Annotated in this window: 19 protein-coding genes; 4 read left to right on the top strand and 15 right to left on the bottom strand. The window is 45.5% G+C overall.

What is annotated here, in order from left to right:
- Positions 1–26 precede the first annotated feature (26 nt).
- The 11 genes from QUA36_RS11705 to cobU form a co-directional block, all read right to left on the bottom strand.
- Positions 27–260 carry a DUF2281 domain-containing protein gene (locus QUA36_RS11705; RefSeq protein ID WP_333211920.1) on the bottom strand — a complete coding sequence of 78 codons (234 nt, stop codon included), beginning with the start codon at positions 258–260 and terminating at the stop codon, positions 27–29.
- A gap of 64 nt (positions 261–324) precedes the next feature.
- The gene (locus tag QUA36_RS11700; protein WP_333211922.1) at positions 325–609 is read right to left on the bottom strand and encodes a type II toxin-antitoxin system RelE/ParE family toxin; all 285 of its coding nucleotides are present in this window, start codon (positions 607–609) and stop codon (positions 325–327) included.
- On the bottom strand, positions 606–836 hold the full coding sequence (locus QUA36_RS11695; RefSeq protein ID WP_333053276.1) for an addiction module protein: 231 nt from the start codon (positions 834–836) through the stop codon (positions 606–608). The genes QUA36_RS11700 and QUA36_RS11695 overlap by 4 nt, the downstream gene beginning before the upstream one ends.
- Positions 837–943: 107 nt before the next feature.
- Positions 944–1,198 carry a type IIL restriction-modification enzyme MmeI gene (locus tag QUA36_RS11690; protein WP_333457516.1) on the bottom strand — a complete coding sequence of 85 codons (255 nt, stop codon included), beginning with the start codon at positions 1,196–1,198 and terminating at the stop codon, positions 944–946.
- A gap of 197 nt (positions 1,199–1,395) precedes the next feature.
- Positions 1,396–1,551: a hypothetical protein gene (locus QUA36_RS11685; protein ID WP_333457514.1), complete on the bottom strand. Its 156-nt coding sequence runs from the start codon at positions 1,549–1,551 to the stop codon at positions 1,396–1,398.
- Complete coding sequence (locus QUA36_RS11680) at positions 1,552–1,725, bottom strand: Fic family protein (RefSeq protein WP_445301432.1); 174 nt, start codon at positions 1,723–1,725, stop codon at positions 1,552–1,554.
- Positions 1,726–1,850: 125 nt separating this feature from the next.
- Positions 1,851–2,870: a DNA-binding protein gene (locus tag QUA36_RS11675; protein ID WP_333457513.1), complete on the bottom strand. Its 1,020-nt coding sequence runs from the start codon at positions 2,868–2,870 to the stop codon at positions 1,851–1,853.
- The gene (locus QUA36_RS11670; RefSeq protein ID WP_333457511.1) at positions 2,867–5,659 is read right to left on the bottom strand and encodes a DNA methyltransferase; all 2,793 of its coding nucleotides are present in this window, start codon (positions 5,657–5,659) and stop codon (positions 2,867–2,869) included. The genes QUA36_RS11675 and QUA36_RS11670 overlap by 4 nt, the downstream gene beginning before the upstream one ends.
- A 440-nt stretch (positions 5,660–6,099) precedes the next feature.
- Positions 6,100–8,169 carry an AarF/ABC1/UbiB kinase family protein gene (locus QUA36_RS11665; protein ID WP_333457509.1) on the bottom strand — a complete coding sequence of 690 codons (2,070 nt, stop codon included), beginning with the start codon at positions 8,167–8,169 and terminating at the stop codon, positions 6,100–6,102.
- 77 nt (positions 8,170–8,246) lie between these two features.
- Positions 8,247–8,669: a hypothetical protein gene (locus QUA36_RS11660; RefSeq protein ID WP_333457507.1), complete on the bottom strand. Its 423-nt coding sequence runs from the start codon at positions 8,667–8,669 to the stop codon at positions 8,247–8,249.
- A gap of 277 nt (positions 8,670–8,946) precedes the next feature.
- The gene (gene cobU, locus QUA36_RS11655; RefSeq protein WP_333457505.1) at positions 8,947–9,519 is read right to left on the bottom strand and encodes a bifunctional adenosylcobinamide kinase/adenosylcobinamide-phosphate guanylyltransferase; all 573 of its coding nucleotides are present in this window, start codon (positions 9,517–9,519) and stop codon (positions 8,947–8,949) included.
- Between the two features lie 207 nt (positions 9,520–9,726).
- Between cobU and QUA36_RS11650 the strand changes: the two genes are divergently transcribed.
- Complete coding sequence (locus QUA36_RS11650; protein ID WP_333457503.1) at positions 9,727–10,698, top strand: glycosyltransferase family 2 protein; 972 nt, start codon at positions 9,727–9,729, stop codon at positions 10,696–10,698.
- Between the two features lies 1 nt (position 10,699).
- Here QUA36_RS11650 and QUA36_RS11645 read toward each other — a convergent pair whose 3' ends face one another.
- On the bottom strand, positions 10,700–10,912 hold the full coding sequence (locus QUA36_RS11645) for a hypothetical protein (protein ID WP_223300923.1): 213 nt from the start codon (positions 10,910–10,912) through the stop codon (positions 10,700–10,702).
- Between QUA36_RS11645 and QUA36_RS11640 the strand changes: the two genes are divergently transcribed.
- Positions 10,821–11,756, top strand: a complete 936-nt coding sequence (locus QUA36_RS11640; protein WP_333457529.1) for a glycosyltransferase family 2 protein — start codon at positions 10,821–10,823, stop codon at positions 11,754–11,756. The two genes, QUA36_RS11645 and QUA36_RS11640, sit on opposite strands and share 92 nt — an antisense overlap.
- Before the next feature lie 67 nt (positions 11,757–11,823).
- Here QUA36_RS11640 and QUA36_RS11635 read toward each other — a convergent pair whose 3' ends face one another.
- Positions 11,824–12,621, bottom strand: a complete 798-nt coding sequence (locus tag QUA36_RS11635; protein WP_333457501.1) for a cation diffusion facilitator family transporter — start codon at positions 12,619–12,621, stop codon at positions 11,824–11,826.
- A 55-nt stretch (positions 12,622–12,676) separates the two neighbouring features.
- Between QUA36_RS11635 and hpsU the strand changes: the two genes are divergently transcribed.
- Positions 12,677–13,354 carry a hormogonium polysaccharide biosynthesis acetyltransferase HpsU gene (hpsU, locus tag QUA36_RS11630; protein WP_333457499.1) on the top strand — a complete coding sequence of 226 codons (678 nt, stop codon included), beginning with the start codon at positions 12,677–12,679 and terminating at the stop codon, positions 13,352–13,354.
- 19 nt (positions 13,355–13,373) lie between these two features.
- On the opposite strand, the gene QUA36_RS11625 is transcribed toward hpsU, so the two are convergent.
- Both QUA36_RS11625 and QUA36_RS11620 read right to left on the bottom strand, forming a co-directional pair.
- A complete protein-coding gene (locus tag QUA36_RS11625) occupies positions 13,374–14,702 on the bottom strand; it encodes a response regulator (protein WP_333457497.1) in 1,329 nt (442 codons plus the stop codon).
- A gap of 5 nt (positions 14,703–14,707) precedes the next feature.
- On the bottom strand, positions 14,708–20,680 hold the full coding sequence (locus QUA36_RS11620) for a PAS domain S-box protein (RefSeq protein ID WP_333161913.1): 5,973 nt from the start codon (positions 20,678–20,680) through the stop codon (positions 14,708–14,710).
- A 1,096-nt stretch (positions 20,681–21,776) separates the two neighbouring features.
- On the opposite strand from QUA36_RS11620, the gene QUA36_RS11615 reads away from it, so the two are divergent.
- Entirely contained in the window at positions 21,777–23,288 is a 1,512-nt protein-coding gene (locus tag QUA36_RS11615) for a mechanosensitive ion channel domain-containing protein (protein ID WP_333161915.1), read from the top strand.
- Positions 23,289–23,290 lie beyond the last annotated feature (2 nt).

Genomic DNA, 23,290 nt, shown 5'->3' with positions numbered 1-23,290 from the left:
TTTGATGAGAATTTTCACGGAAAAGCTTACTGGTATTTTTGGGTGAGATAGTCGGTATATTCTGCTTGTATGTCATCATCGCTAGGGGCTGAACCGGGACGTTTGGCGATGCCCCGGAGTCCGGTGAGAGTGCCGGGGGGGATAGTTTGACGGGGGGAGAGTTGTTTTTGGTGGAGAAATTCGGCGAAGTTGAGGACTTCGTTAATTTGGTTGTCTGGGAGGACTTGGATAAGCTGGTAGAGTTTGTCGGCGGCTGTCATGATTTTTTGGGCGGTGAATGGGTTATTGACAGGTTTGTACTTTAATTATTGCTAAAGTCTATTTTCAGAGGCGATCTTTCCAGTAGCTTGGATCGCGACGACAACTCACGATCGCCGCAATCACGATTCGATCGGGATAGACTCGATACAAGATGGCATAGGAAAATTTGAGGGTCAAATAACGACGAATCTGACCTTCAACGATCGGCCAGCGCTCTGGTGATCCAATAATTTTAAATATGGCGTTTTCTATCGTGTCGATGAAATCCTGGTGTCTGTCTTGTTGGGCAAAAAATTGCACAGCCTCTGCATATTCTTGCAGGGCGACTGGGTGAAATTCATATTTCATTGCTGTGCAAGTTGCCGTATTTGGGCTAAGGCAATATCTCCGGGAATGGTTTGAACTGCGCCGCTATCAATTTCGGCAATGCGTTCTTGAGCTTTCTGCACGCCTTCTAATAAAATATCTCGATCGATTTGTCTTTCCATGCTCTCCACAATTTTGTCAATGAGGATAGCCTTGGCTGCATCTGGTAATGCAGTGGCTTCTGAAATGAGTTGGTCTAGGGTTAGCATTGGCTTGTTTGGCTATAAGGGGCTAGTCTGATTTTAACATTCTGTATTTAACGGGTCATTTTGGTAGCTCGTAGGCGCAAGCCGGGGCGCAGCCATCGCACTTCTCCTCATTTACATCCTTTAGGTTTGGCGGATTTTTTTGGCAGTGCTGGCTGACTGGTCATCTTTGTATACAATTCAAACAGTTTTTCGAGGCGTTCGGTGTCGTTTTTGAAGCGGCGACCGATGTAGATTCGTTCCAGGATTTCGTCATTACGATCGTGCAGCGACTTCTTTGGGGTAGCGTGGTCTGCGCGGAGGTTGGGGGGCATGGTTTCGGGGTAACTCCCATTTGCTTTTAAGCACTTAAATCCTTCATTCATAAGGGTTTTAAGCTTTGGAGCTTCGTCATGTGGATTTGCATTTAATACCATTTCTCTACAATCGTGCAACACTCTTCGACCCCCCCTAGCCCCCCCTTGCCAAGGGGGGGAACAAGAATACTGTTGCATTCTTTTTTAAAATTGGTATAAGCACTTTTACGCCCTAAAAGGGAGGTAACGACTCTGCTCTAGCTAAGCTAACCATTAGAATCAATATCGCCCATGACAGCAAGCGCCAACTTAAACTTAAGTTCTTCACTGAAATCTTCCTCGAAAATAAGAGACTCAATCAGTTCACATAAAAAATCTTTAGAAATTTTTCCTTCTGCTATCCAGACGGCGATATTTTCCATTTATAGGACAAACTTTCTTACCACAAAATCGTAACCATTGAGCTTTAGAAAATAAGCTCCCAATGCAATACTAGAGCGTTTATTTCCGTCATTAAAAGCATGAAACTTGTTGACAGCAAAAACTAGGTGAGTTAATTTGTGGTGAATCTCAGGATAATAGAGATCGTTTTGAATATGTTATAATGCGCTCTCAGACTCGGATTATTAGAACCCGGAAAGCCGCCTGAGTTTTCGATAATCCAATCATGCAGCTCGATCGCATAATGAATGTCAAAGTAAAAAAAAGCTGCTGCCATAACTTACCGATCCTTCAATCGCTTAAATACAGCCAAAAGAGCCGGATCGGAAAGTTGCTCTTCTAAAGAACGGCTGGTTTCTCCTAAAAATTTATCAAAGTCGCTCTCTGGAACACTTTGGATATACGCTTCTAATTGTTGATGCAGAGCATCCCGAAACCCTAAATCGCGACTGGCCATTTTGATGCGGGCATCTTCAATAATGGGTTTTAGATAGGGGTTTTCCTCTGCCGATTCCAATAGGGAATCAACCTCTTTTTGTTTCAGCTTTCGTCCCAGCTTTTCTGACTCGGCTTTCAATTCTGCTGCCAAACCATTCTCTAGACTGGCAATGGCGATGAGAACTTCGGCATACATGGTATCACGGGGGCAATCTTTTTTGCCCAAGCTTAGGATCTGTTTATATTCTTCCGCCTTCTCTCGGAAAACAATCTGATACACTTTGTTGGTGTAAATGCCATACTTAAACTTGCCCATGTCCAGGTAATTATCAAGGGCATCGGTAAAGGTTTTACGATAGCTAAATTCTTGATAGACTGCTGGTAAGTAATTGTTATCTCTCTGGTTAATGTATTTGGTATGTCCGCCTGCCCGTTCTGCCATTATGTCAATGACGATATCTAAGATGCGCGATCGAATTGCACGGGCCCGATCGCTCTCCACTAGCACCATTGCTAGATTTAAAGTCGCCCGGAAGGTGAAAACCCCTAGGACTGTGGTTTTGGTACCGTAATCAGTTACGGTAGCATCCATCAAAGTCTTGAAATCTCGAAGTTTCTGACCTCGTAGCACCCTATAGCCATTAGTCTTCAGCTCATCGTTGTGACTGGATAGATACTTTTCAATTGTACTTTCGCTGATACCGAAAATTTCAATCAGTTGTTGTTTGGTAAATAGCAGTTCTTCTTCATAGTAAGTGCCTCCTAATCCTAAGTATTCTTCTATTTTTTCTAGGGCATAGCGATTGTTGAGGATATTTTGGCGATCGAGTGGCGATGAAGTTAAATCTTTTGCCATCATCATTTTTCTCCTTTGGTTTTACGTTTGGCAGACTTGTTGAGGGGCGCTGGCTGACTGGTCATTTTTGTGTACAATTCAAACAGTTTTTCCAGGCGTTCGGTGTCGTTTTTGAAGCGACGACCAATGTAGATTCGTTCCAGGATTTCGTCATTACGATCGTGCGCTTCCCTAACCAGAGGGAATTCGGTATCCATACGATCGCGATCGTACATATCGGCGATCGTGGCTGGGAAATAGTGCTCTCGCGCTAGCAGAATATGTTCGGCGCAGCGGGTGAGGTCGGCTTTGTTTTGCTCGGTGAGGGTGGGGACGGGGAAGGTATTCCAGCCGAGGGTGTTGGAGTAGGAAAAGTCAGAACGCATACGAGCACAAACGGCTCCAACCCAAACTAGGTGTATTCTCGAAGCTGCGAGCGAAAAATTCCATAACGGGGCATCGTAGAGTGCATAGCATTTATTTGAAAGAATTACTGTCATATCCAGTAGTGCAATTGGCAAGTATGCTCTGTTCTCCGAGGTGATTGCAGGAACAACGATCGAATATTTTTTTGCTGTACCTTCAATTTGCATGAAGCGATGTGGAGGAACTTTCGTATTGCGAGTTGTCGGAGCAGTGCTACTTAAGCGAACTTCACGAACTCTATCAACTCGATTACGGAGAAATTCTGAAGCTAAGGCTAATTCAAGATTGTGATCTTCTATCCATATACAATAACGAAGACGAGCATTCACAACCTCACTTGCCCCTACGTAGGGACACACCAGTTCACGGGGAAGTGATCCATCACTCACTCGCTGTCTATACTCTTCCGTTGACATAATAAAGCTTCCGCCATCTGTCGGCATATTGCCACGAAGCATTTTTGCTTGCTGGCCTAATGGGGTCATGGACTTGCTAACAATTACATCAGATCCAGGAACGAGATATGGCCCAATAATATCTACAAAACGACACTGATCACCGTTGTATATTCTATTCTTGGACGAATCACGACCCACACCAAAAATGACTACCGTAACACCAGCTTTATTTGATGCCAAATTAGACCAGTTAAATGGGTGGTAAGCAAAATTAATGGTAAGACCTGAATTAAGAACATACGGCCAAAGAACCGGCACCTGTTCCCCCTCGCAAATAGTTTTAGTGGTCACAAATGCGAAGCTTGCTTCAACATAACTTAGAAAATCCACACCTTTTAAAACCCAACCTGAAACATAGTCAAGACTCTTCCAAGATTTAAGTACGCCTTCAGCAATCAGTTTTAGGTCTTCTTTTTGTTCCTTTGTTTGCCAGGAACTACCTTTATAAGGTGGATTACCACAGATATAAGTTTCTCCGCCCTCATTCTCAAAATCAATCTCCGCCACTTCCCGCATCTCGCCAAACAAATCCAAATCCTCGCGCTGCACCTTCACCCCCGTTCCTGTCGGCGGACAAAGACTCAACCAATCCAACCGCAACGCATTCCCACAGGTAATCCAGTTATCATCCTTCAGCGGCAAAAACTCCGCCAGCGCCAGCTTTGGCCCTCGATACAACACATCACATTGATACTCCGCAATAATCAACGCCAACCGCGCAATCTCACAGGAAAAGTGACGCAATTCAATTCCCCGAAAATTCGTCAGCGGAATCTCAGATTTGCGATCGCCCTCACCCCGAAGACGATTAATCTCCGCCTCAATTTCCCTCATCTTCTTATACGCAATCACCAGAAAATTCCCCGATCCACAAGCCGGATCGAAAACCCGAATTCGCGCTATCCGTTGCCGCAAATTCAGCAGCTTGCGGGCATTCTCCCCCGCTGCCTCCAATTGCTCCCGCAAATCATCCAAAAACAGCGGATTCAATACTTTGAGGATGTTGGGCACACTCGTATAGTGCATCCCCAACGCACCCCGCTCCTCATCATCCGCCACCGCCTGAATCATCGAGCCGAAAATATCGGGATTAATCTTTGTCCAGTCGAGATTGCCAACATGAAGTAAGTACGATCGGGCAATCTTGCTAAAACGCGGCACCGCCACCCCACCCGAAAACAGCCCTCCATTCACATAGCGGAATTTATCTGCCCAATTGCGAATCTTCGCCGCCTCCCGATCCTTAAGCGGCGTACACATCGCCCGAAACATCTCCGACAGCACCTCGTGCGTATTCGACGAATCACTCGCACTCATTTGTTCGATGGTGGCAGTGAAGAGGGCATTGCTGTGAAAGATATTCGTATCCTCCGCAAAGAAACAGAAGATTAGTCGCGCCATGAAGTGATTTAACGCTTCCCGGCGATCGGCATTGTCCCACTCCGGGTTCTCCTTCAGCAGCTCGACATACAAGCGGTTGAGGCGCCCCGTAGCCTTGATATCAAAGGCATTCTCCCGGATCTGCTTGACTGTCGTAATGCCCGCCAAGGGCAGGAAAAAACCGAAATGGTTGTGAAAGTCGGGGTAATCGCAAGCGACTATCTCCCCATCAGCGAGGTTTTCCGCCTCAAAACTTTTGCCATCGGTGGCCAGGATAAACTTAACCTTATACCGAGCCGTCGCCGCACTATCCCGCAAGGCTGTGAGGGTGTTTGTCACCTCGCCTTCCGGGCAAACCTTCACATGGATATTGTTACGCTGGAGCACGCCACCGAGATCCGATTGGTTGGAGCCACCGCTTTTGCTTTTGAGCCGCTTGAGAGTCGTCGGCTTGTTACCAAAGGCTTCGAGGAAGGCAAAGGGGAACTCTTCCGAGTCAAAGGGCGCTTCAGCCAGCCTGGAAACTGCTTCTTCGATTTCGATTGCATTCATACTTCGACCATAGGTAGCTCAGGGGCGGTAGCTCAGAGGTTCCATTATCGCCTGTTAACGCAATTTTGGATTTTACCTGATTTGTCGATCGATCTTCTGAGTTCAATCGACACCACCAATGATTAACTCTGCGATCGTAGAAATGTCCAGAAAATCTCTGGGAACCCAATGTCTATTAATATCATGTGCGATCGATTAATTATAATATGCCGATCGGGCGGGTTTTTGAGATTGTCAATTATTGGCAGATATTCTTGGTGAGGGGAACCCTACAAAAATCGAGGTCGATCGATCGGACATGATATAATTCCCATGCTACCGGCAACGATATTACCAGCCCCTACAGCATTAACTTAATTAAAAGAACGCAGACGGAATTCCATCTGCGTTCATCTGTGTTTATCTGCTAATATCTGCGGTCAAAAAACCTCCCAATCCCACTACTTCGCAGCAGGCAAAGACAACTGAGGCGAAGTTTTAGGAGAGCTTCCATTCACGGGAATCGCCTCCGGTTCTTGCGAAAGCAAAAACTCGCGAATAACCCTAGCAACTGCTCTTTGAGCTAAACCGCCGACTACTTTCTGCCCCATATTTTGCACTTCCGGTTTCACTAACAACTGCGGAAGTAGCTGCAATACTTTCATCGTATCAAAACCGGGAGTTGATTGCAAAATATCCCAAATCCGCTTGATGTGTTCTAAGTTTTTTTGTTCAGTTTGTGAAACCACAGGTTGATTTGCCTTGACTCCAAACCATTCGCCGACGACTGCTTTGGCGTTAGCAACAGCATTGCTGGAAAGTGTGTCAAGACTTTTGACTAATTCCAGGACAATACGATCGCGAATAAAATCTCCTCTTTGGGAAAATAAATATTCTAAAGCTTGGTTCAAGAGTTTGCTGACATCATAATCCTCGCTCTCGCGGGCATTGTTGAGCAAGTTTTCTAAGCGGTTCCAGCGGAATTCGCCTTGTTTGAACAGCAAATCTTGCAGGGATGCTCTCAATTCCGGTGCGGGGTCGCTCAACAGCCGCTTGGCTACGTAAGGATAAGCTTTGCTCAACACTTTGAATTCTGGATCGACATTAATGGCAATCCCTTCTAACGTAACGAGCGATCGAATAATCAAAGCATAGTAAGCTGGAACTCGGAAAGGATATTCGTACATTACCGCCGAGAGTTCGTCAGTAATGCTTTTGAAATTGAGTTCGGCAACGCTAGCACCCAAAGCATTGTTAAAGACGCCCGCCAAAGCTGGAATAATTGGCGTTAAATCGGTGTCGGGAGTTAAAAACTCCAACTTCACGTAATCTTTTGCTAAACCTTCAAAGTCGCGGTTCACCAAATGCACTACCGCTTCCAACAAGCCGTACCGTTGATAAGGTTTAACTTCGCTCATCATCCCGAAATCGAGATAAGCCAACTGACCGTCAGGAGTTGCCAAAAGATTGCCGGGATGCGGGTCGGCGTGAAAGAAACCGTGTTCTAGAAGTTGTCTGAGAGAGCATTGCACCCCCACTTCAATTAAGTAAGGAGCATCGATTCCTTGAGCTTTAACGGCCTCTAAATTCGTAAGTTTGATGCCGGTGATCCACTCCATTGTTAAGACGCGGCGGCGGGTATATTCCCAGTAGATGCTGGGAACATAAATGTCTTTGATGTGACCGTAGAGTTGGGCAAACCGTTCGGCATTTTGACCTTCGTGGGTGTAGTCCATTTCTTCGTAAATGCGCTCGCCCAACTCGTCCATAATGCTTGCGAGGTCACTGCGAATTATTTTGAAGTTGTTTTGTGCCCAAACTGCAACGCGCCGCAGGATGTAGATATCTAAACCGATGTTCTCGGCTAAACCTGGTCGCTGCACTTTGATTGCGACTGTTTCCCCGGTTTTGAGTTTGCCTTTGTAGACTTGTCCGAGAGATGCTGCTGCGATCGGATCTGGGGTGATTTCTGCGTAGATGTCTTTGGGGTGGGCGCCCAATTCTTCTTGGATGAATTGATAGGCTACTTCGTTCGGAAATGCTGGCAATTGGTCTTGCAGCGTTGTTAGTTCTTCTAAATATACTGGCGGTACTAAGTCGGGCCGTGTTGAGAGTGCTTGTCCGATTTTGATGAAAGCTGGGCCTAGTTGGGCCAGAATTTCTCGCAGTCGGACGGCGCGACGCTTTTGGTTGGTGGCGGTACGACCTGTTTTGCCGTCGAACCACACACTGAAGGCAAAGCTAAAAAATGTCCAAACAACGCTCGACAGCCTTCCCCAGACTTGTAGAGGTCGATTTCGGTACTGGGCTGCGATCGCCACTGGATCGTACCGAACAGCATCTCCGGCCAACTCGAAAGCTATGTCTCTGGCTGATTTGAGCCGATCGTCCGTTACGACCTCCGTCTCTAGTGATACTGGTACTGCTTGCAGGGGAATTGTATTTGCATCTTGGAGATTGCCGAGTACAGCCTGAGTCCCTGAATTTACATATGTTTGCGGGGAGGCTGGCGATACTGTCTTGACATTCATAAATCAGACCTAGTGTGAAGCATTGTAAATATATTGTAACAATTTAAGGAAGAAGACCCTTCTTCCTTCTTATATAGTTACTCGCCGCTGGATCTTTTGAGTCGATCGCGCAGGCCGGATAGTTGCGATTGGCTGCTGACGGGCGATCGAGGTTGGGGCATTTCGGTATCGGGCCAGTTCGGTAAGTCGTTACAGGGACAGAACTCCGGGGGCATTCCGGTTTGTTTGAACACTACGGGCATAGCGCAGCGCGCGCAGCCACTGATTTCCCAAGCTGGTGTCAGCAGTTGGGCAATTGTTTCGTTTGTGCCTTCGAGGTAACAGTCTCCGCTGTCGCGGGAGATGATTTTTTGCCAGCAGTCTTCAAATTCCTGGCTGTAGCGATCGCCGGCATTTACCGATTTGGGCAGCAGCGCTTCGGAACCGTTGCGAATTAATACTTTTTTGCCTAACTGAAACCAGTAAGCAATATATTTTCTTACTTCACTATCTGATGCCATAACTTTTAGTCAACCCTTCAACTAATTGATGATTTTAGACTTTCAATTTGAAATTAGCACTCTTTCTCAAGAGACATTTTATATTTTACATTATTTCAAAATTTGGCTATTCCTCATGTCAAATTGTTGTGCTATTTGCCCTGGGGAGTATGTTTTTTGACTAATTTCTGTGACTCTTGAGTTTTCAATCTTAGTTAAAATTATACCTGATTTTCAGTTAAAATTGTCGTTCGGGAAACCGAGATGTTTTCTCTCTTGTCGATCGCGACTCCGGCTGTTAATTTTTCAAGGGCGGCAGCGGTGTACCCAAAGCGCTTAGATTCAAGGCGTAACCTCCGGTGGCGAGATAAACATTATCGGCGATCGCCCCGATGTGGCGCACGAGAGTACCGAGGCGATCGCGAAACAGCCGCCCCGCCGGATAAGCAGGCACAACGCCCCATCCGGTTTCTTCCCCTACCAAAATTACATCAGCCGCCGCCGACTTCAAACAGGCGAGCAAATCTTGCTGCGTAGTAGCCCAAACAGCAGCTTCTTGTTCCAAAAGATTTGCCGTCCAAGTTCCCAGGGAATCAATCAACAAACAATCTGAAGACTTGCTGGCCCGCACAACGGCCGATAATTCGATCGGCACTTCTATAGTTGCCCAATCAACTGGGCGGCGATTTCGGTGCTGATCGAGGCGACGAAGCCACTCCAAATCCGTTTCATCAACCTGACCGGTAGCCACATAGATTACTTGTTTTCCCAAACCCGCCGCCAGAGTTTCGGCCCATTCACTTTTGCCACTTCGGGCCGGCCCAGTTACTAAGATTAATTGTCTCGATGTGGTGGGTTCTGAGTTACTCATTAGTCATTAGTCAGCAGTCATTAGTCAGCAGTCACATACAAAGGATTAAACACAATTATCCATTACCAATTACCAATTACCCATTACCCATTACCCATTATGATTTAAACGGCCAACTGCCAAATGCTTTTTAAGCGATAATAGCATTGATGAGACAATATCAGAGTAAGTCGATCGAGAACCCCCGTATTTCCCAAGCTGTTATTTATGCCAGATCATCCTCAGATATCAGCGATTATTTGCACCCACAATCGCGCCGCCTATTTAGGTGGGGCGATCGACAGCTTGCTGGTACAGGATTTTCCCGACAACTTTGAAGTAGTAGTAGTGGATAACGCTTCTAGCGATTATGCAAGCCCCGAAAGTTCGATTTCGCGCACCCGCGAGGTGGTAGAAACAAGACAGGGCGATCGGCGCCTCAAGTACGTCTGGGAACCCGAAATCGGTCTGTCAGTAGCCCGGAACACAGGCGCAAAGCAAGCTCGCAGTGAAATATTAGCTTATCTCGACGACGACGCTATTGCTGAGCCGAATTGGCTCAGGGTGCTGCACAGCGCTTATCAAAGCAATCAAAAACTCGCCGTAGCTGGTGGCAAAGTCAATTTGCTCTGGCCTTCTGGAGTCAGCCCGCCCGAATGGCTGTCACCGGGATTGGCCCAGAACTTGGGAGCATACGATTTAGGCGATACTTGCCTGTACGTGACTGCTGCCGGTTTGACTCCCAGGGGAGTAAACTACTCAATCCGGCGCGCTTTTCTCGAAAAAATTGGCGGCTTCGATGCCAAACTCGGTAGAGTCGGCAAAAAGTTGCTGTCAAATGAAGAGTTGCGGGCCACAGAATTAGCTTTAGAGTTAGGTTGGCAAGTAGTTTATCTACCGGAGGCCCTGGTGCTGCACAATGTCGCGACAGAAAGGCTCAACAAAGCTTGGTTTCTAGAGCGCGGGTGGTGGCAAGGCATCAGCGAGTGTTATCGCGAACAATTGTCCGATCGAGCCGGTATTGCTCAGCTTGGGCGGGGGGGTGAAAGAATCTTGAGGGGTGTCTGGAAGTCTTTTAAATATATTAGAGATCCAGGGCTGCGTTTTGAAAATTTCGTTTTTGCCTGGGGTCAAATCGGTTATTTGAGCGCAGCCATCCGCGGCCTGATTCTTGCACCGAAATCGACCAGCAGGCATTAGGCTATAGGCAATATCCCTCGCTGCTCAAGTCGTCGGCGCGGCTGTGCCGATCGCACTTCATCCACCAAAACTCGACCGCATTTAGGTTCAAGCACTCGATTATGACATCTAGTTCATCCAAGATTCCGGTTTCAGTTCTCATTCCGGCAAAAGACGAAGAACTTAATCTACCTGCGTGTCTGGCCAGCATTGCCAGGGCGGATGAAGTTTTCATGGTTGATTCCCAAAGCAGCGATCGCACGGTGGAAATTGCCATCAGCACCGGCGCAAAAGTAGTGCAATTCTACTTCGACAACCGCTGGCCGAAAAAGAAAAATTGGTCTTTGGACAACCTGCCCTTTCGCAACGAATGGGTATTAATTGTCGATTGCGACGAGCGCATTCCGCCAGAACTTTGGGACGAAATCGCGCGGGCGATCGAAGACCCCAATTTTGACGGCTACTACCTCAACCGCAAAGTCTTATTTTTAGGTCAGTGGCTGCGTTACGGCGGCCGATATCCCGACTGGAATTTGCGTTTGTTCAAGCATCAAAAAGGACGTTACGAAAACCTCGGCACTGAATCCGTCCCCAATACTGGCGACAACGAAGTTCACGAACACGTGATTTTAGCTGGTCAAGTCGGCTACTTAAAAAATGACATGATCCACGAGGATTACCGCGATTTATTTCACTGGATAGAACGGCACAACCGCTATTCTAATTGGGAAGCTCGCGTTTATTACAATATTATTGAAGGGCGCGACGACAGTGGCACTATTGGAGCTCACTTATTTGGAGATGCAGTCCAGCGGAAACGCTTCCTCAAAAAAGTTTGGGTGTGGCTGCCGTTTAAACCCATGCTCAGATTTATTTTATTTTACTTCATTCAGCTCGGCTTTTTAGATGGAAAAGCTGGCTATATTTATGCAAGGTTATTGAGTCAATATGAGTATCAAATTAATGCCAAACTTTACGAGTTGCGTTGTTGTGGCGGTCAGTTGAATGTGGCAGAACCTGAGCCGCCTCTGTCGCCACCAGTAGTTATCACTCAGGAGACAGAAGTGAAATTGCCTTAATATTTTGGAGGCATGGGGGAATTGGGAATTAGGAAAGCCAGCCCCGACCGAGTGGCTTGAGACATTTTCATTTAATAAGTTCTTCTAGGGATGGGAACAGCAATTTTTCGGCGCTCACTTTTTCGCAATCACAAGGCTGTTGACTTGCGGATATTGCTGATACTTTTCCTAGCAGCAATTGGATGCTTTCGATTAGCAATGGTAGAGTTAATAAAATAATTGATGCAGAGACTAGCAAGCTAATTAAGCCGTCAGCCCAATTCCAGTGCAGCCACGCGACGGCGATCGCAGCTAAAATTACTCCAACCGACGAAAAAATGTCGGCGACTGCGTGCAGAAACGCGCTTTTGAGGTTCAAGTCGCCGTGACAGCAGGAATGCAAGCAACAAGCATTAATCGAGTTGATGCTTAAACCGACTATGGCGGTAATTAACATCGGCAGCCCTTCTACTTCGGGAGTTGGGGACTGCAACCGGCCGATCGACTCTGCGGCAATCCAAAGGGCGATCGCCACTAAACTGATACTATTAATTAAAGCAGCAATGATTTCTCCTCTTTCAGGGATTGACGATTGTGCGATCGCGCAATCCACCGCTTTACTTCTGTTTTTAAGTGACGAGTACCAAGTCGCTGTCAAAGTTATTGCTAAAGCTGCTACATCTGAAAAGACGTGACCCGCATCTGCTAATAGGGACAAACTATGAGAATTAAGTGCGGCGATTAACTCTGCTACAAAAAAGCTGCTAAGCAGTACCAATGCTGTTTGTAAAAGTCGCACTTTGCCAATTCTGGGATTTGTATTCTCGCATTGTGCGATATCCTTGGCGTTTTCCGAGTCAAAATTGTCCCTAACTAGAAATGTCATGCAGCAGTCCTTAAGGTTAAACTCGATTTTAAATTAAACATTAAATTAACTATCAATGACCGATTATATACCAACTCCGCACCAAGATCCGGAAAATCCGATCGCAAATTCCCCAAATTCTCCAATAAACGATCGTCCAATTAGCGACAATCACGCAAATACTTTCACAGGCGAATCTTTAGTTGATTTGCGCCGCTACGATCAATCAAAGTTCGATCGAGGAAAGCCTACTTGGGTAATTTTGCTTTGGTGGTTCGTGCAGGCGATCGTATTTCCCCTCACTCCACACCCTTTTAACGGCATCAGAAGCGGGTTGCTACGGTTATTTGGAGCGAAAATAGGTCGGGGTGTGCTCATTCGCCCCACGGCTCGTTTTACCTATCCTTGGAAAATTGCAATTGGAGACTACAGTTGGGTCGGAGATGATGTTGTATTGTACAGTCTCGATCGAATTGCGATCGGCAAACACTGCGTCATTTCTCAAAAAAGCTACCTCTGCACCGGCACTCATAACCCTCAAGACCAAGCCTTTGGCTTAATAACAGCACCTGTGATCATTAATAACGGCGTTTGGATTGCCGCCGACTGCTTCATTGGCCCTGGTGTAGAAATCGGTGCTAACGCTTTAATCGGAGCTCGCAGCAGCGTCTTTAAAAATATGCCAGCTAGCTTTGTTTGCACGGGAACACCTTGTCATCCCCGCTATCAGCGAGAAATCAACAAAAGTTCGTAAGAGACATTGTACCGGGAAACTAAGCAGCTTTACAAGCTTGTTGCCGAATAGGAATTTCAATGACGAATTCTATTCCCTTTCCTAATCCAGGCTGGCAGTATAATCTGCCCCCATGCTTTTCAACAATAATTTGGTAACTGATAGATAACCCCAACCCAGTCCCTTTACCGATAGGTTTGGTGGTAAAAAAAGGGTCAAATACTTTCTGTTGTAAAGTTTCGCAAACTCCCCGACCATTGTCACTAATATAAATAGCAACCCAATTATCGTCAATTACTTTTGTAGCAATTTGAATGCGGTTTTGGTGTTGTTTAATTTCTGCAAAGGAACGCTCCTGATTAGATTCCTCTAAAGCATCAATCGCATTGGAAATAATATTCATGAACACTTGATTTAATTGTCCGGCATGGCATTCTACTGGTGGAAGCTGACCGTACTTTTTTATTAGTTCAATCTCAGGATGATCTGGTCTTGCTTTTAAACGATGATGCAGAATGGTGAGTGTACTATCAATCCCTTCATGAATATTTACAGCTTTTACCTCTGCCTCATCTAAGCGAGAAAAAATTCGCATAGACTTGACAATCTCCTGGATGCGCTGCGTTCCTAAGTTGATTGAGTTAAGAACTTTGATAAAATCTTCCTCCACAAATTCCAGTTCTATTTCATCCATAGCTGCTTGAATCCGAGGGGTGGGATTTACATAATCTTCTTGATATAGGTGTATAATTTTTAGTAAGTTATGAGCGTACTCTTGGGCATAACCCAGATTGCCAGATATGAAATTTATAGGGTTATTTATTTCATGAGCAATCCCAGCCGCCATTTGCCCTAATCCGGACATTTTCTCGCTTTGGATTAACTTAAGTTGCATTTGTTGTAAATCATCATAGGCTTGGCTAACTTCTAAAACTTTTTGCTCCAATAAGGTATTTTTTTCTTCTAATTTGTCAGCTAGAACATGAAGCTTTAAATGCAGCTTGACGCGAGCTAATACTTCCTCTTGTTGGAAGGGTTTGGTAATATAATCTACAGCCCCAAGCTTAAACCCCTCAACTTTATTAGCCGTATCCGAGAGAGCAGTCATAAATATAATGGGAATTTGTTTAGTTTCTGGATTAGCCTGTAATCGACGACAGGTTTCAAATCCATCAATCTCTGGCATCATGACATCTAGCAAGATGAGATCCGGTAGAGCATATTTGACTCGCTCTAGTGCCATCTTTCCAGATTTCGCAACCCGAACTTCAAATCCTTCCTGACTTAAGGCATCAGATAAGACACCCAAGTTGGCTGAATTGTCATCAACTATAAGAATCGTACCATTTGCTTGAATTTCTAAATTCATAAACCTTACTTGTAGGACTCAATAAACGTTAAAAGCTCTTCGTCTTGAAAGTCCTTTGCCATTTGATGCAATCTTTTAGCAAAGGGAATGTATTGGGTATCTATTTCTTCAAGTAATACCGCCTGCTTAACTATTTCTAGGAAATTTCCTTTCATAGCCAGCTCGTAGAGCATTTCCATTTCTTTAGCTGGCGGGGCAATTAGCTCATTGGTGTCTGAGGCGATCGCCAGTGGCTCTTCATTAGCTTCGTAAACCCATTCCAAATGAAGATACTGTTGCAATTTTTGCAGGAGTTCTGTTGCCTGAACAGGTTTGGGAATAAAGGCGTTGCCTCCTGCCTCTAAACTTCTGTATTGATCAGTTTCAAATACGCTGGCAGAAGAAACAATAATCACGGTGTCTTTGAAATTTTCCGATTCTCGAACCCGCTTAATTACCTCGAAGCCATCTAGTTCGGGCATTAATAAGTCGGTAACGATTAAATCTGGCTGCACCTCTATAATCTTTTCCCAGCCTTCCAGCCCATCGTTCGCTTCAAACACCTCAAAGCCGATCGGACTGAGCAAATTGTTAATTACCGAACGGTTAGCCCATTTGTCATCAATAACCACAATCTTAGGTTGGCAATCTTTGATGCCGATAATCTGCCCGTGATGGTCGATTTGAGACGTTTTTACCCATTCATCGGCTTGAGGCAGACTAACATCAAACCAGAAAATACTGCCAACATTCATCTCACTTTGAACCTGAATGGTACTGCCCATTAGTTCTACAATCCTTTGGCTAATTGCCAATCCCAGCCCAGTGCCCTCCGTCTGCCGTCTGCGATCTCCAACCTGCTCGAAGGGCTGAAAGATAGCTTCGAGTTGCTCTTGGGCAATGCCGGTACCTGTATCGCGTACTTCAAAGCGAATTTTTCCTTCTGTTGCAAAACTGACTATAAAAGTAACACTGCCCTCATCCGTAAATTTAATAGCGTTGCTCAAAAGATTAAATAACACTTGTCGCAAGCGTTTTTCATCCGCACGAATACCGATCGGGAGTTCTGGGCTGGATGGAAAATGAAAGTGAATTCCCTTAATTTCAGCTCGGATGCGAGACATTTCTGCTACACCTTGCAGGAACGCCGGGAAATGAAAATCTGTGGGCATTAGTTCCACTTTCTGTGCTTCAATCTTCGACAAATCGAGAATATCATTGATTAACGTTAGTAAATGCGAACCGCACTGATAAATAACATCAATGCGCGATCGCTCTTCTTCATTCAACACTTTGGAACGCTGAAGAATCTGCGCGTACCCCATGATGCCATTAAGCGGAGTCCGCAACTCGTGGCTCATGTTAGCAAGGAATTCACTTTTGGCCCGACTAGCTGCTTCTGCAGCTTCCCTGGCTTTTTCCTGTACGATTTCTGTTTGTTTGCGATCCTGGATATCGATGCAAGTGCCAACCCACTCCCGGATGCTGCCATCTTCATCCAGAAGTGGCACCCCTCTAGCTTGGAAATAACGATAGTTTCCATCCGTTCCGCACATTCGATATTCCATCTCAAACAGGCTTCTCGTTTGCACTGCTTCCATCCACACCTGAACTGTTCGTTCCCGATCGTCCGGGTGGATTGTATCTAACCAGCCAAAACCAACCACCTCAGCTTCCGTTTGTCCGTTGTAAGCTCTCATACTCGGTGAATCCTGGCATCTTCCTTCAGGATCGGTTGTCCAGACAATTTGGGAGATGGCAAGGGTTAGCGATCGATAGCGTTCTTCGCTTTGTTTTATAGCATCTTCCGCTTGTTTGCGATCATGGATATCGGTACAAGTGCCAATCCACTCCCGGATGCTGCCATCTTCATTCAGAATTGGCACCCCTCTACCTTGAAAATAGCGATAGTTTCCATCCGCCCCTCGGATTCGATATTCTATGTCATATAGGCTTCTCGTTTGCACTGCTTCCATCCATACCTGAGCCGTTCGTTCGCGATCGTCTGGGTGCATTGCATCTAACCAGCCAAAACCAACCACTTCCTCTACGGTTTGTCCGGTGTAAGCTCTCAGAGTCGGCATATCCGGGCATCGCCCCTCAGCATCCCCCGTCCAGACAATTTGAGACGTGGCAAGGATTAGCGATCGATAGCGTTCTTCGCTTTGTTTGATAGCATCTTGGGCAAGTTTGCGATCGTGGATATCATTGCAAGTACCAATCCACTCGCGGATGTTGCCATTTTCATCCACAATTGGCACTCCCCTACCTTGAAAATAACGATAGTTTCCATCCGTTCCCCGGATTCGATATTCTATGTCAAACAGGCTTTTCGTTTGCACTGCTTCCATCCAGGCCTGACTCGTTCGTTCCCGATCGTCCGCATAAATTGGATCTAACCAGCCTAAACCAAGCACTTCAGCTTCAGTTTGCCCGGTGTAAGCTCTCCAACTCTGTAGATCCGTGCCTCTTCCTTCAGCATCGGTTGCCCAGACGATTTGGGATGTGGCAACCATTAGCGATCGATAGCGTTCTTCGCTTTGTTTTAAAGCATCTTCCGCTTGTTTGCGATCGTGGATATCGCTACAAGTGCCAACCCACTCCCGGATGCTGCCATCTTCATTCAGAATTGGCACCCCTCTTACTTGAAAATAACGATAGTTTCCATCCGCTCCCCGGATTCGATATTCTATGTCAAACAGCGTTTTCGTTTGCACTGCTTCCATCCACACCTGATTCGTTCGTTCCTGATCGTCCGGGTGAATTGCATCTAACCAGCCCAAATCAACCATTTCAGCTTCGATTTGTCCGGTGTAAGCTCTCCAACTCGGTAGATCTGGGCTTCTTCCTTCAGCATCCGCTGTCCAGACCATTTGGGACGTAGCAGCGATCAGCGAACGATAGCGTTCTTCGCTTTGTTTTAGAGCATCTTCGGCAAGTTTGCGATCGCTAATGTCATTATTAATTTCGAGTTGGGCACAAGGCTTCCCTTCCCCATCGCGCTGTAATGTCCAGCGACTTGCCACAATAATCTGGCGACCATCACTGGTGGTGTGCTGCACTTCTCCTTCCCAACTTCCCTGCTGGAAAAACTCTGCCCTTACGATTTCTAACGGTTTAGGAAAGGCTGTTTCCAAGCAGGTGTGAATGTACTGCCCTACTACTTCCACTTTTGTCCAACCATAGAGCTTTTCTGCACCTTGGTTCCAGTATATGATCCGGTCATCCATATCCCGAATAATGATACTATCGCTGGCTAAGTCCAGTATTTCTAGGGTTTGACGGAGTGTTTGCTCGACTTTTTTGCGATCGGTAATATCTCGTGTTGTGGCGATCAGGCCGAGGATATTGCCATTAGCATCCCGCCAAGGAGCTTTTGTAGTTAAAAAGGTCCTAGGGGTTTCATCAGAAGAGATATCTTCCTCGTAAGTCTCAGTGATTCCTGTTGCCATGATTTGACGATCTTTTGCCATCATTTCACGGGCAGCGTTAGGCAGTAATTCCCAATCATCTTTGCCGATGATTTCCTCACTTGGCTTGCCCAAGAAGTTTGCCGCATTGGAGTTAATGGCAACATAACGCCCTTCTCGATCTTGAACAACAATGAAGTCGGGTGTACTTTCCAAAATAGAGTTTAGCAGTGCATTGCGATGGCGCAGAGCTTCTTCAGCTTGTTTGCGATCGGTAATATCTCGTGTGGTGGCGATGATGCCCAAGATATTACCATTACCATCCCGCCAAGGAGCTTTTGTAGTGAAAAAAGTCGCGGTTTTTTCACCGTCAGAGACCTCTTCCTCGTAAGTCTCACTGATGCCTGCTGCCATGAGTTGGCGATCTTTCGCCATAATTGCACGGGCACTCTCAGGCGGCAGTAATTCCAAATCATCTTTGCCGATGATTGCCTCCATTGGCTTGCCAAAGAAGTTTGCCAAATTCGAGTTAAGGGCAATATGACGCCCTTCCCGATCTTTAACAACAATGAAGTCGGGCGCACTTTCCAAAATAGAGTTTAGCAGTGCGTTGCGATCGCGCAGCTCAGTTTCAGCTTGTTTGCGATCGTTAATGTTTCGTGCTATGGCGATAAGGCCGATAATATTGCCCTGAGCGTCCCGCCAAGCGGATTTTGTGGTTAAAAAATAATTGCTGGTCTCACCATTATAAATTTCTTCTTCATAGGTTTCAGTAGTGCCTGCTTCCATAATCTCGCGGTCTTTTGCCATTATTGGAACGGCCGCCTCCGGGGGCATCAGTTCCGAATCATCTTTACCCACAATCTCCTCTATGGGTTTACCGTCAAAGAAGAAGTTTGCCACAAAGGAATTAATGGCAACATATCGGCCTTCCCGGTCTTTAACCACAATTATGTCTGGCGTACTTTCCAAAATAGAGCTCAGCAAGACGTTGCGATCGCGCAGCGCAGCTTGCTGTTGGCGCAGAGCTTCTTCAGCTTGTTTGCGATCGGTAATATCTGTATTAGCCCCAATCCATTCCCGAATTGAACCATCCGCATTCAGAATTGGGACACCACGACAACTAATGTAGCGATATTCCCCGTCATAGCGACGCATACGGAATTCAGCTTCATAGAACGATCGATTGGCAACAGCCGTTGACCAGGCAGTGGCAATATAGGAGCGATCATCTGGATGTATTGTGTCTAGCCAGCCCCAACCCTTGTAATTATCAAAGGCCTCTCCTGTAAATGCACTCCAAGTAGGTTGCTCGATCGCCATTTCGCCGTCCGCATTGCAGATCCAAATAATTTGAGCAGTGGCTTCGGTTAAAGAACGAAATCTTTCTTCACTTTGTTTCAGGACATCTTCTGCGGTTTTGCGATCGCGAATATCCCGCGATACAGTGGCAATCCCTATGGGTTCGTTAGTCTGCGGGTGTTTGACCAGAAATAGAGTGTAATCTAACGGGATGGGTTGACCCGTTACGAAATGTCTGAAGCGATAATCGCTCCGCCAATCCCCCTCTTGCATTAGAGTAGGCAGGACGCGCTGTTGTATGAATTCCAGATCTTCTGGCATGAAGAAATCGTTCATGTGTTTGGTTCTGGCTTCCTCCAAACTACTGAGTCCCACCAAATCCAGACCAGCCTGATTCACGAGTATAGGGCGACCATCCATTGAGGCCACGCCTATAAAGTCACGGCTATTCTCGATCGTGGTAGCCAGTAATTGTCGTTCTTCCTCTGCTTTTTTGCGATCGCGAATATCCCGCACAATAGTGGAGATAAACTCAACTTCGCCCGCTTCGGTTTTGTGAACGATCAAAACCTGAGAGACTGGAATTTCTTCCCCATCGCGTGACAAAAATAGGATTTCACCAGCCCACCTACCCTCTCGCAAGGCGGTGGGAATTATATCGTTGTGGAATTTTGCCCTTGCCGAGGGAGCTAACACAGAATCTATACTAAATGAAGAGCGTGCTTCTTCTGGGGACATCCCCAGCATTTCCTGTCCGGCTTTGTTGAGATAGACGCTATGCCCAGCCGCATCATAAACTTCTACTAAGTCGGAAGTTGCTTCCAAAATTGCCGTCAGTCGTGCCTGCTTTTGTTCTGCCCGCTTGCGAGCGGTAATTTCAATCACAAGGGCACCAACACCAAAAACCAGGTCATTTTCATCCCGCAAAGGATAGTAAGATGCTTGCCAGTAGCGCAGGATTCCCGGTTGTCTCGGAGTTTCACCCACTACTTCATAGTCGAGAATTGGCTTGCCCGTATCCAGAATTTCTTGCAAGATTGGTCCCAGAGTCGCAGCCAATTCTGGCAGCACTTCACACAGCGACCTACCAATATGATCTGCCACACAAATGCCATTGAGCTCTGCCATAGCTTCGTTAATTTGGACGTACCGAAGTTGGCGGTCTAAAATCATCAGTCCGGCATTCGCAGCAGCAAAAAAAGCGTCGAAGTGAGCCTGTCGCAATACCTGTGCTGTTGTGCTCTCTTGCTGTGGCGGTTGGGTTTTCTTTGGTGGGAATTTGCTCATGTTGGCTCGTGCATTTCAGCTTTTATTCTACAACTTCTGTCCAATTGGGCGATCGCAACGTTTTCGTTTTATCCTATTTGGGTACTGAAAAAAACGTTCAGTAGCGCGACCATTAGGCTTTCAATCTGCGATATATGTATCCCTTGCGATACTATTTCCCTTAATTATTCGGATGTATCGCCAAGTATTTCTATTACTCATCAATTCTATTCCTAATCAATCCTATTGGTAGAACATTGGTGACAACATAAGCTAGGGAAGCGTTTGTCAATCAGCACTTAGGCTCAGCATTTACTCAGATTGGGGGTGGAGAACTTAGATTTGGGCGATCGAGCAATCATGGCGATCGCCTCGCCATATTTATGCCCACCATCCCCAAATCGCCAATTTTCCACTCCTAAATAAGCAAAGCAATATTTTCAGTAAATTTACGGATTGACAAATGCAATTAAGTTATAATTTGTCCCCCATATCGGTAGAAGGCCAAGTATTCTTGGAACGTTATCAATTTTAGCTAGATCCGTTAAATTTTTACTTAGATATACACAAGACGGACGCCACTGGCAGAGTAATAGCAATATCTCTCCCACCAGTTAAAGTCATTGTAAGACTTGGATATTTGACTTGTCCACTTAAAGAGTCATTGAATAATCCCTGCTTAAGTTGATAACGGGACTTCCAAAAATAATTAGTCGAGAGTATGATAAAATCGCATAGAGTTAATGTTGAATAAATTTAATATAGCAATCCTTGCAGGAGTCGTAATTTTTTTACCCCACCCCAACCCTCCCCTTGGTAAAGGGAGGGAGTAAGAAATTCACAAATGATGCGAGGATTGCTATAGAGGGTTCGCTTTAATAATAGATGAGTCGGATCTCGTCTCGCGAAAAAGTGGCACAATAACCACAGGTCTGCGAAGACAAGGTATCCGAAAAATTCGCAATAGGGATAACTGCGTAGTATGAGGAACCACATATATATGTAAAGACTTCATTTTTTTTTACCAAAATAGGCTAAAATTTGTGATAAAGACTTCAGGATTTTATTTTTAAATTGGGCACTGAGGACTTTATGTTTACTACTACCAACTTAAAAAATGACAACACAAAAAACCTTATGGTCGGAATTGGATTTTAATACAATACCAGAAGAAGTATGGACACAGCTATCCCAAATATTTACAGCAACCCTATTTAAAATAGGTGAGAATCCTGTATCGCTGCAGTCACTGGTGGAACTGATTGTATTGTTTATGGCTATCCTTGTCATAGCACGATATTTTACGAACTTTCTTAAAGAACGCTTGCTCGTCAGACTGGGAATTGACGAGGGAAACCGGGAAGCGATCTCAGTAATTATTGGGTATTTAATGGTAGCTTTGGGAGTGATCGTCGCCATCCAAATCATCGGCTTCAACCTCGCTTCTTTTGCAGTAGTTGCGGGGGGATTGGGAGTCGGAATCGGCTTCAGCATCCAGGATTTAACAACTAATTTTGTCAGCGGCTTAACACTGCTTTTAGACAGACCTGTGAAAGTCGGAGACTTTGTGGAATTAGAAGGATTAATGGGAATAGTCAAAAAAATCTCGATTCGATCGACCATCATCCAAACCACTGAGGACTCTAGCGTCATAGTTCCCAACAGCAAAATGATTAGCAACAAAATTGTTAACTGGAGTTACGAAAACTCCCTACTGTGTCTGCGAGTTCCCGTAGAAGTAGCCGAAAATAGTAACCCGCTGTTAGTGACAGAAACTCTGTTAAATATTGCTTACGCGGAAGCAGGAGTTTTGTACGAACCGAATCCGAAAGTATTGTTTGTCGAGTTTGGTGATGATAGTTTTAAATTTGAACTTTTAGTGTGGACGGACAGACCGATTGAAATAGAATTAATTAAAAGTTCTTTGAATTTTGCAATTGAATACAATTTCCGCCAGCAAAAAATAGAATTCCCGTTCAATGACCGAGAAATTTATTTGCAAAACCCCGAAGTTCTGTTGTCAATGTTCAACAAAAAAGAAACTGCAATTGACCTCCCGAACAGTTACTCGGAAAATGAGCAAAAACCCCCAATTTTTGCAGAGAAACTGAAAAAGCAATCTTCTCTTAGCTGTTTGCTGCGAGAGGTGGAATACTTTGAAACTCTGACTGATCTTGAATTGCGGCAATTGATTGAAGTTGGATACCGCAAACGGCTGCGATCGCAAGAATATTTGTTTCACGAAAACGACCCCGGAGATGCTTTTTACATGATTCTTTCTGGTTCAGTAGAAGTTTTTGTAGAAGCTATTAACAAACATCTGAATAACCTCGGTAGTGGTCAGTTTTTGGGGGAGCTTTCTTTAATGTTGGGAATCCCCAGAACTGCTTCGGTAAGAGCTTTGGAAGAAACAATTTTGTTTGCCATCAATAAAGAAGGTTTTCAGAAAGTTTTAACTGAACGACCGGATTTATCAGAACAGATTATTAAAGAAATAGTCAAACACAAAGAAGAACTCAGCGATAGACAGCAATTATTGCGACAAATGGAATTGGTAGATGCAGCAGAAGAGGATGAAAATCCTGTAGAATGGGTGAGAAAACGGCTAAAAGATATATTTACTGTTTGAAA

The organism is Microcoleus sp. Pol10D4 (assembly GCF_036701555.1).
Taxonomy (GTDB): domain Bacteria; phylum Cyanobacteriota; class Cyanobacteriia; order Cyanobacteriales; family Microcoleaceae; genus Microcoleus.
Note: the sequence above shows the minus strand (reverse complement) of the source record. Positions and strands in the feature narration are given on the sequence as shown.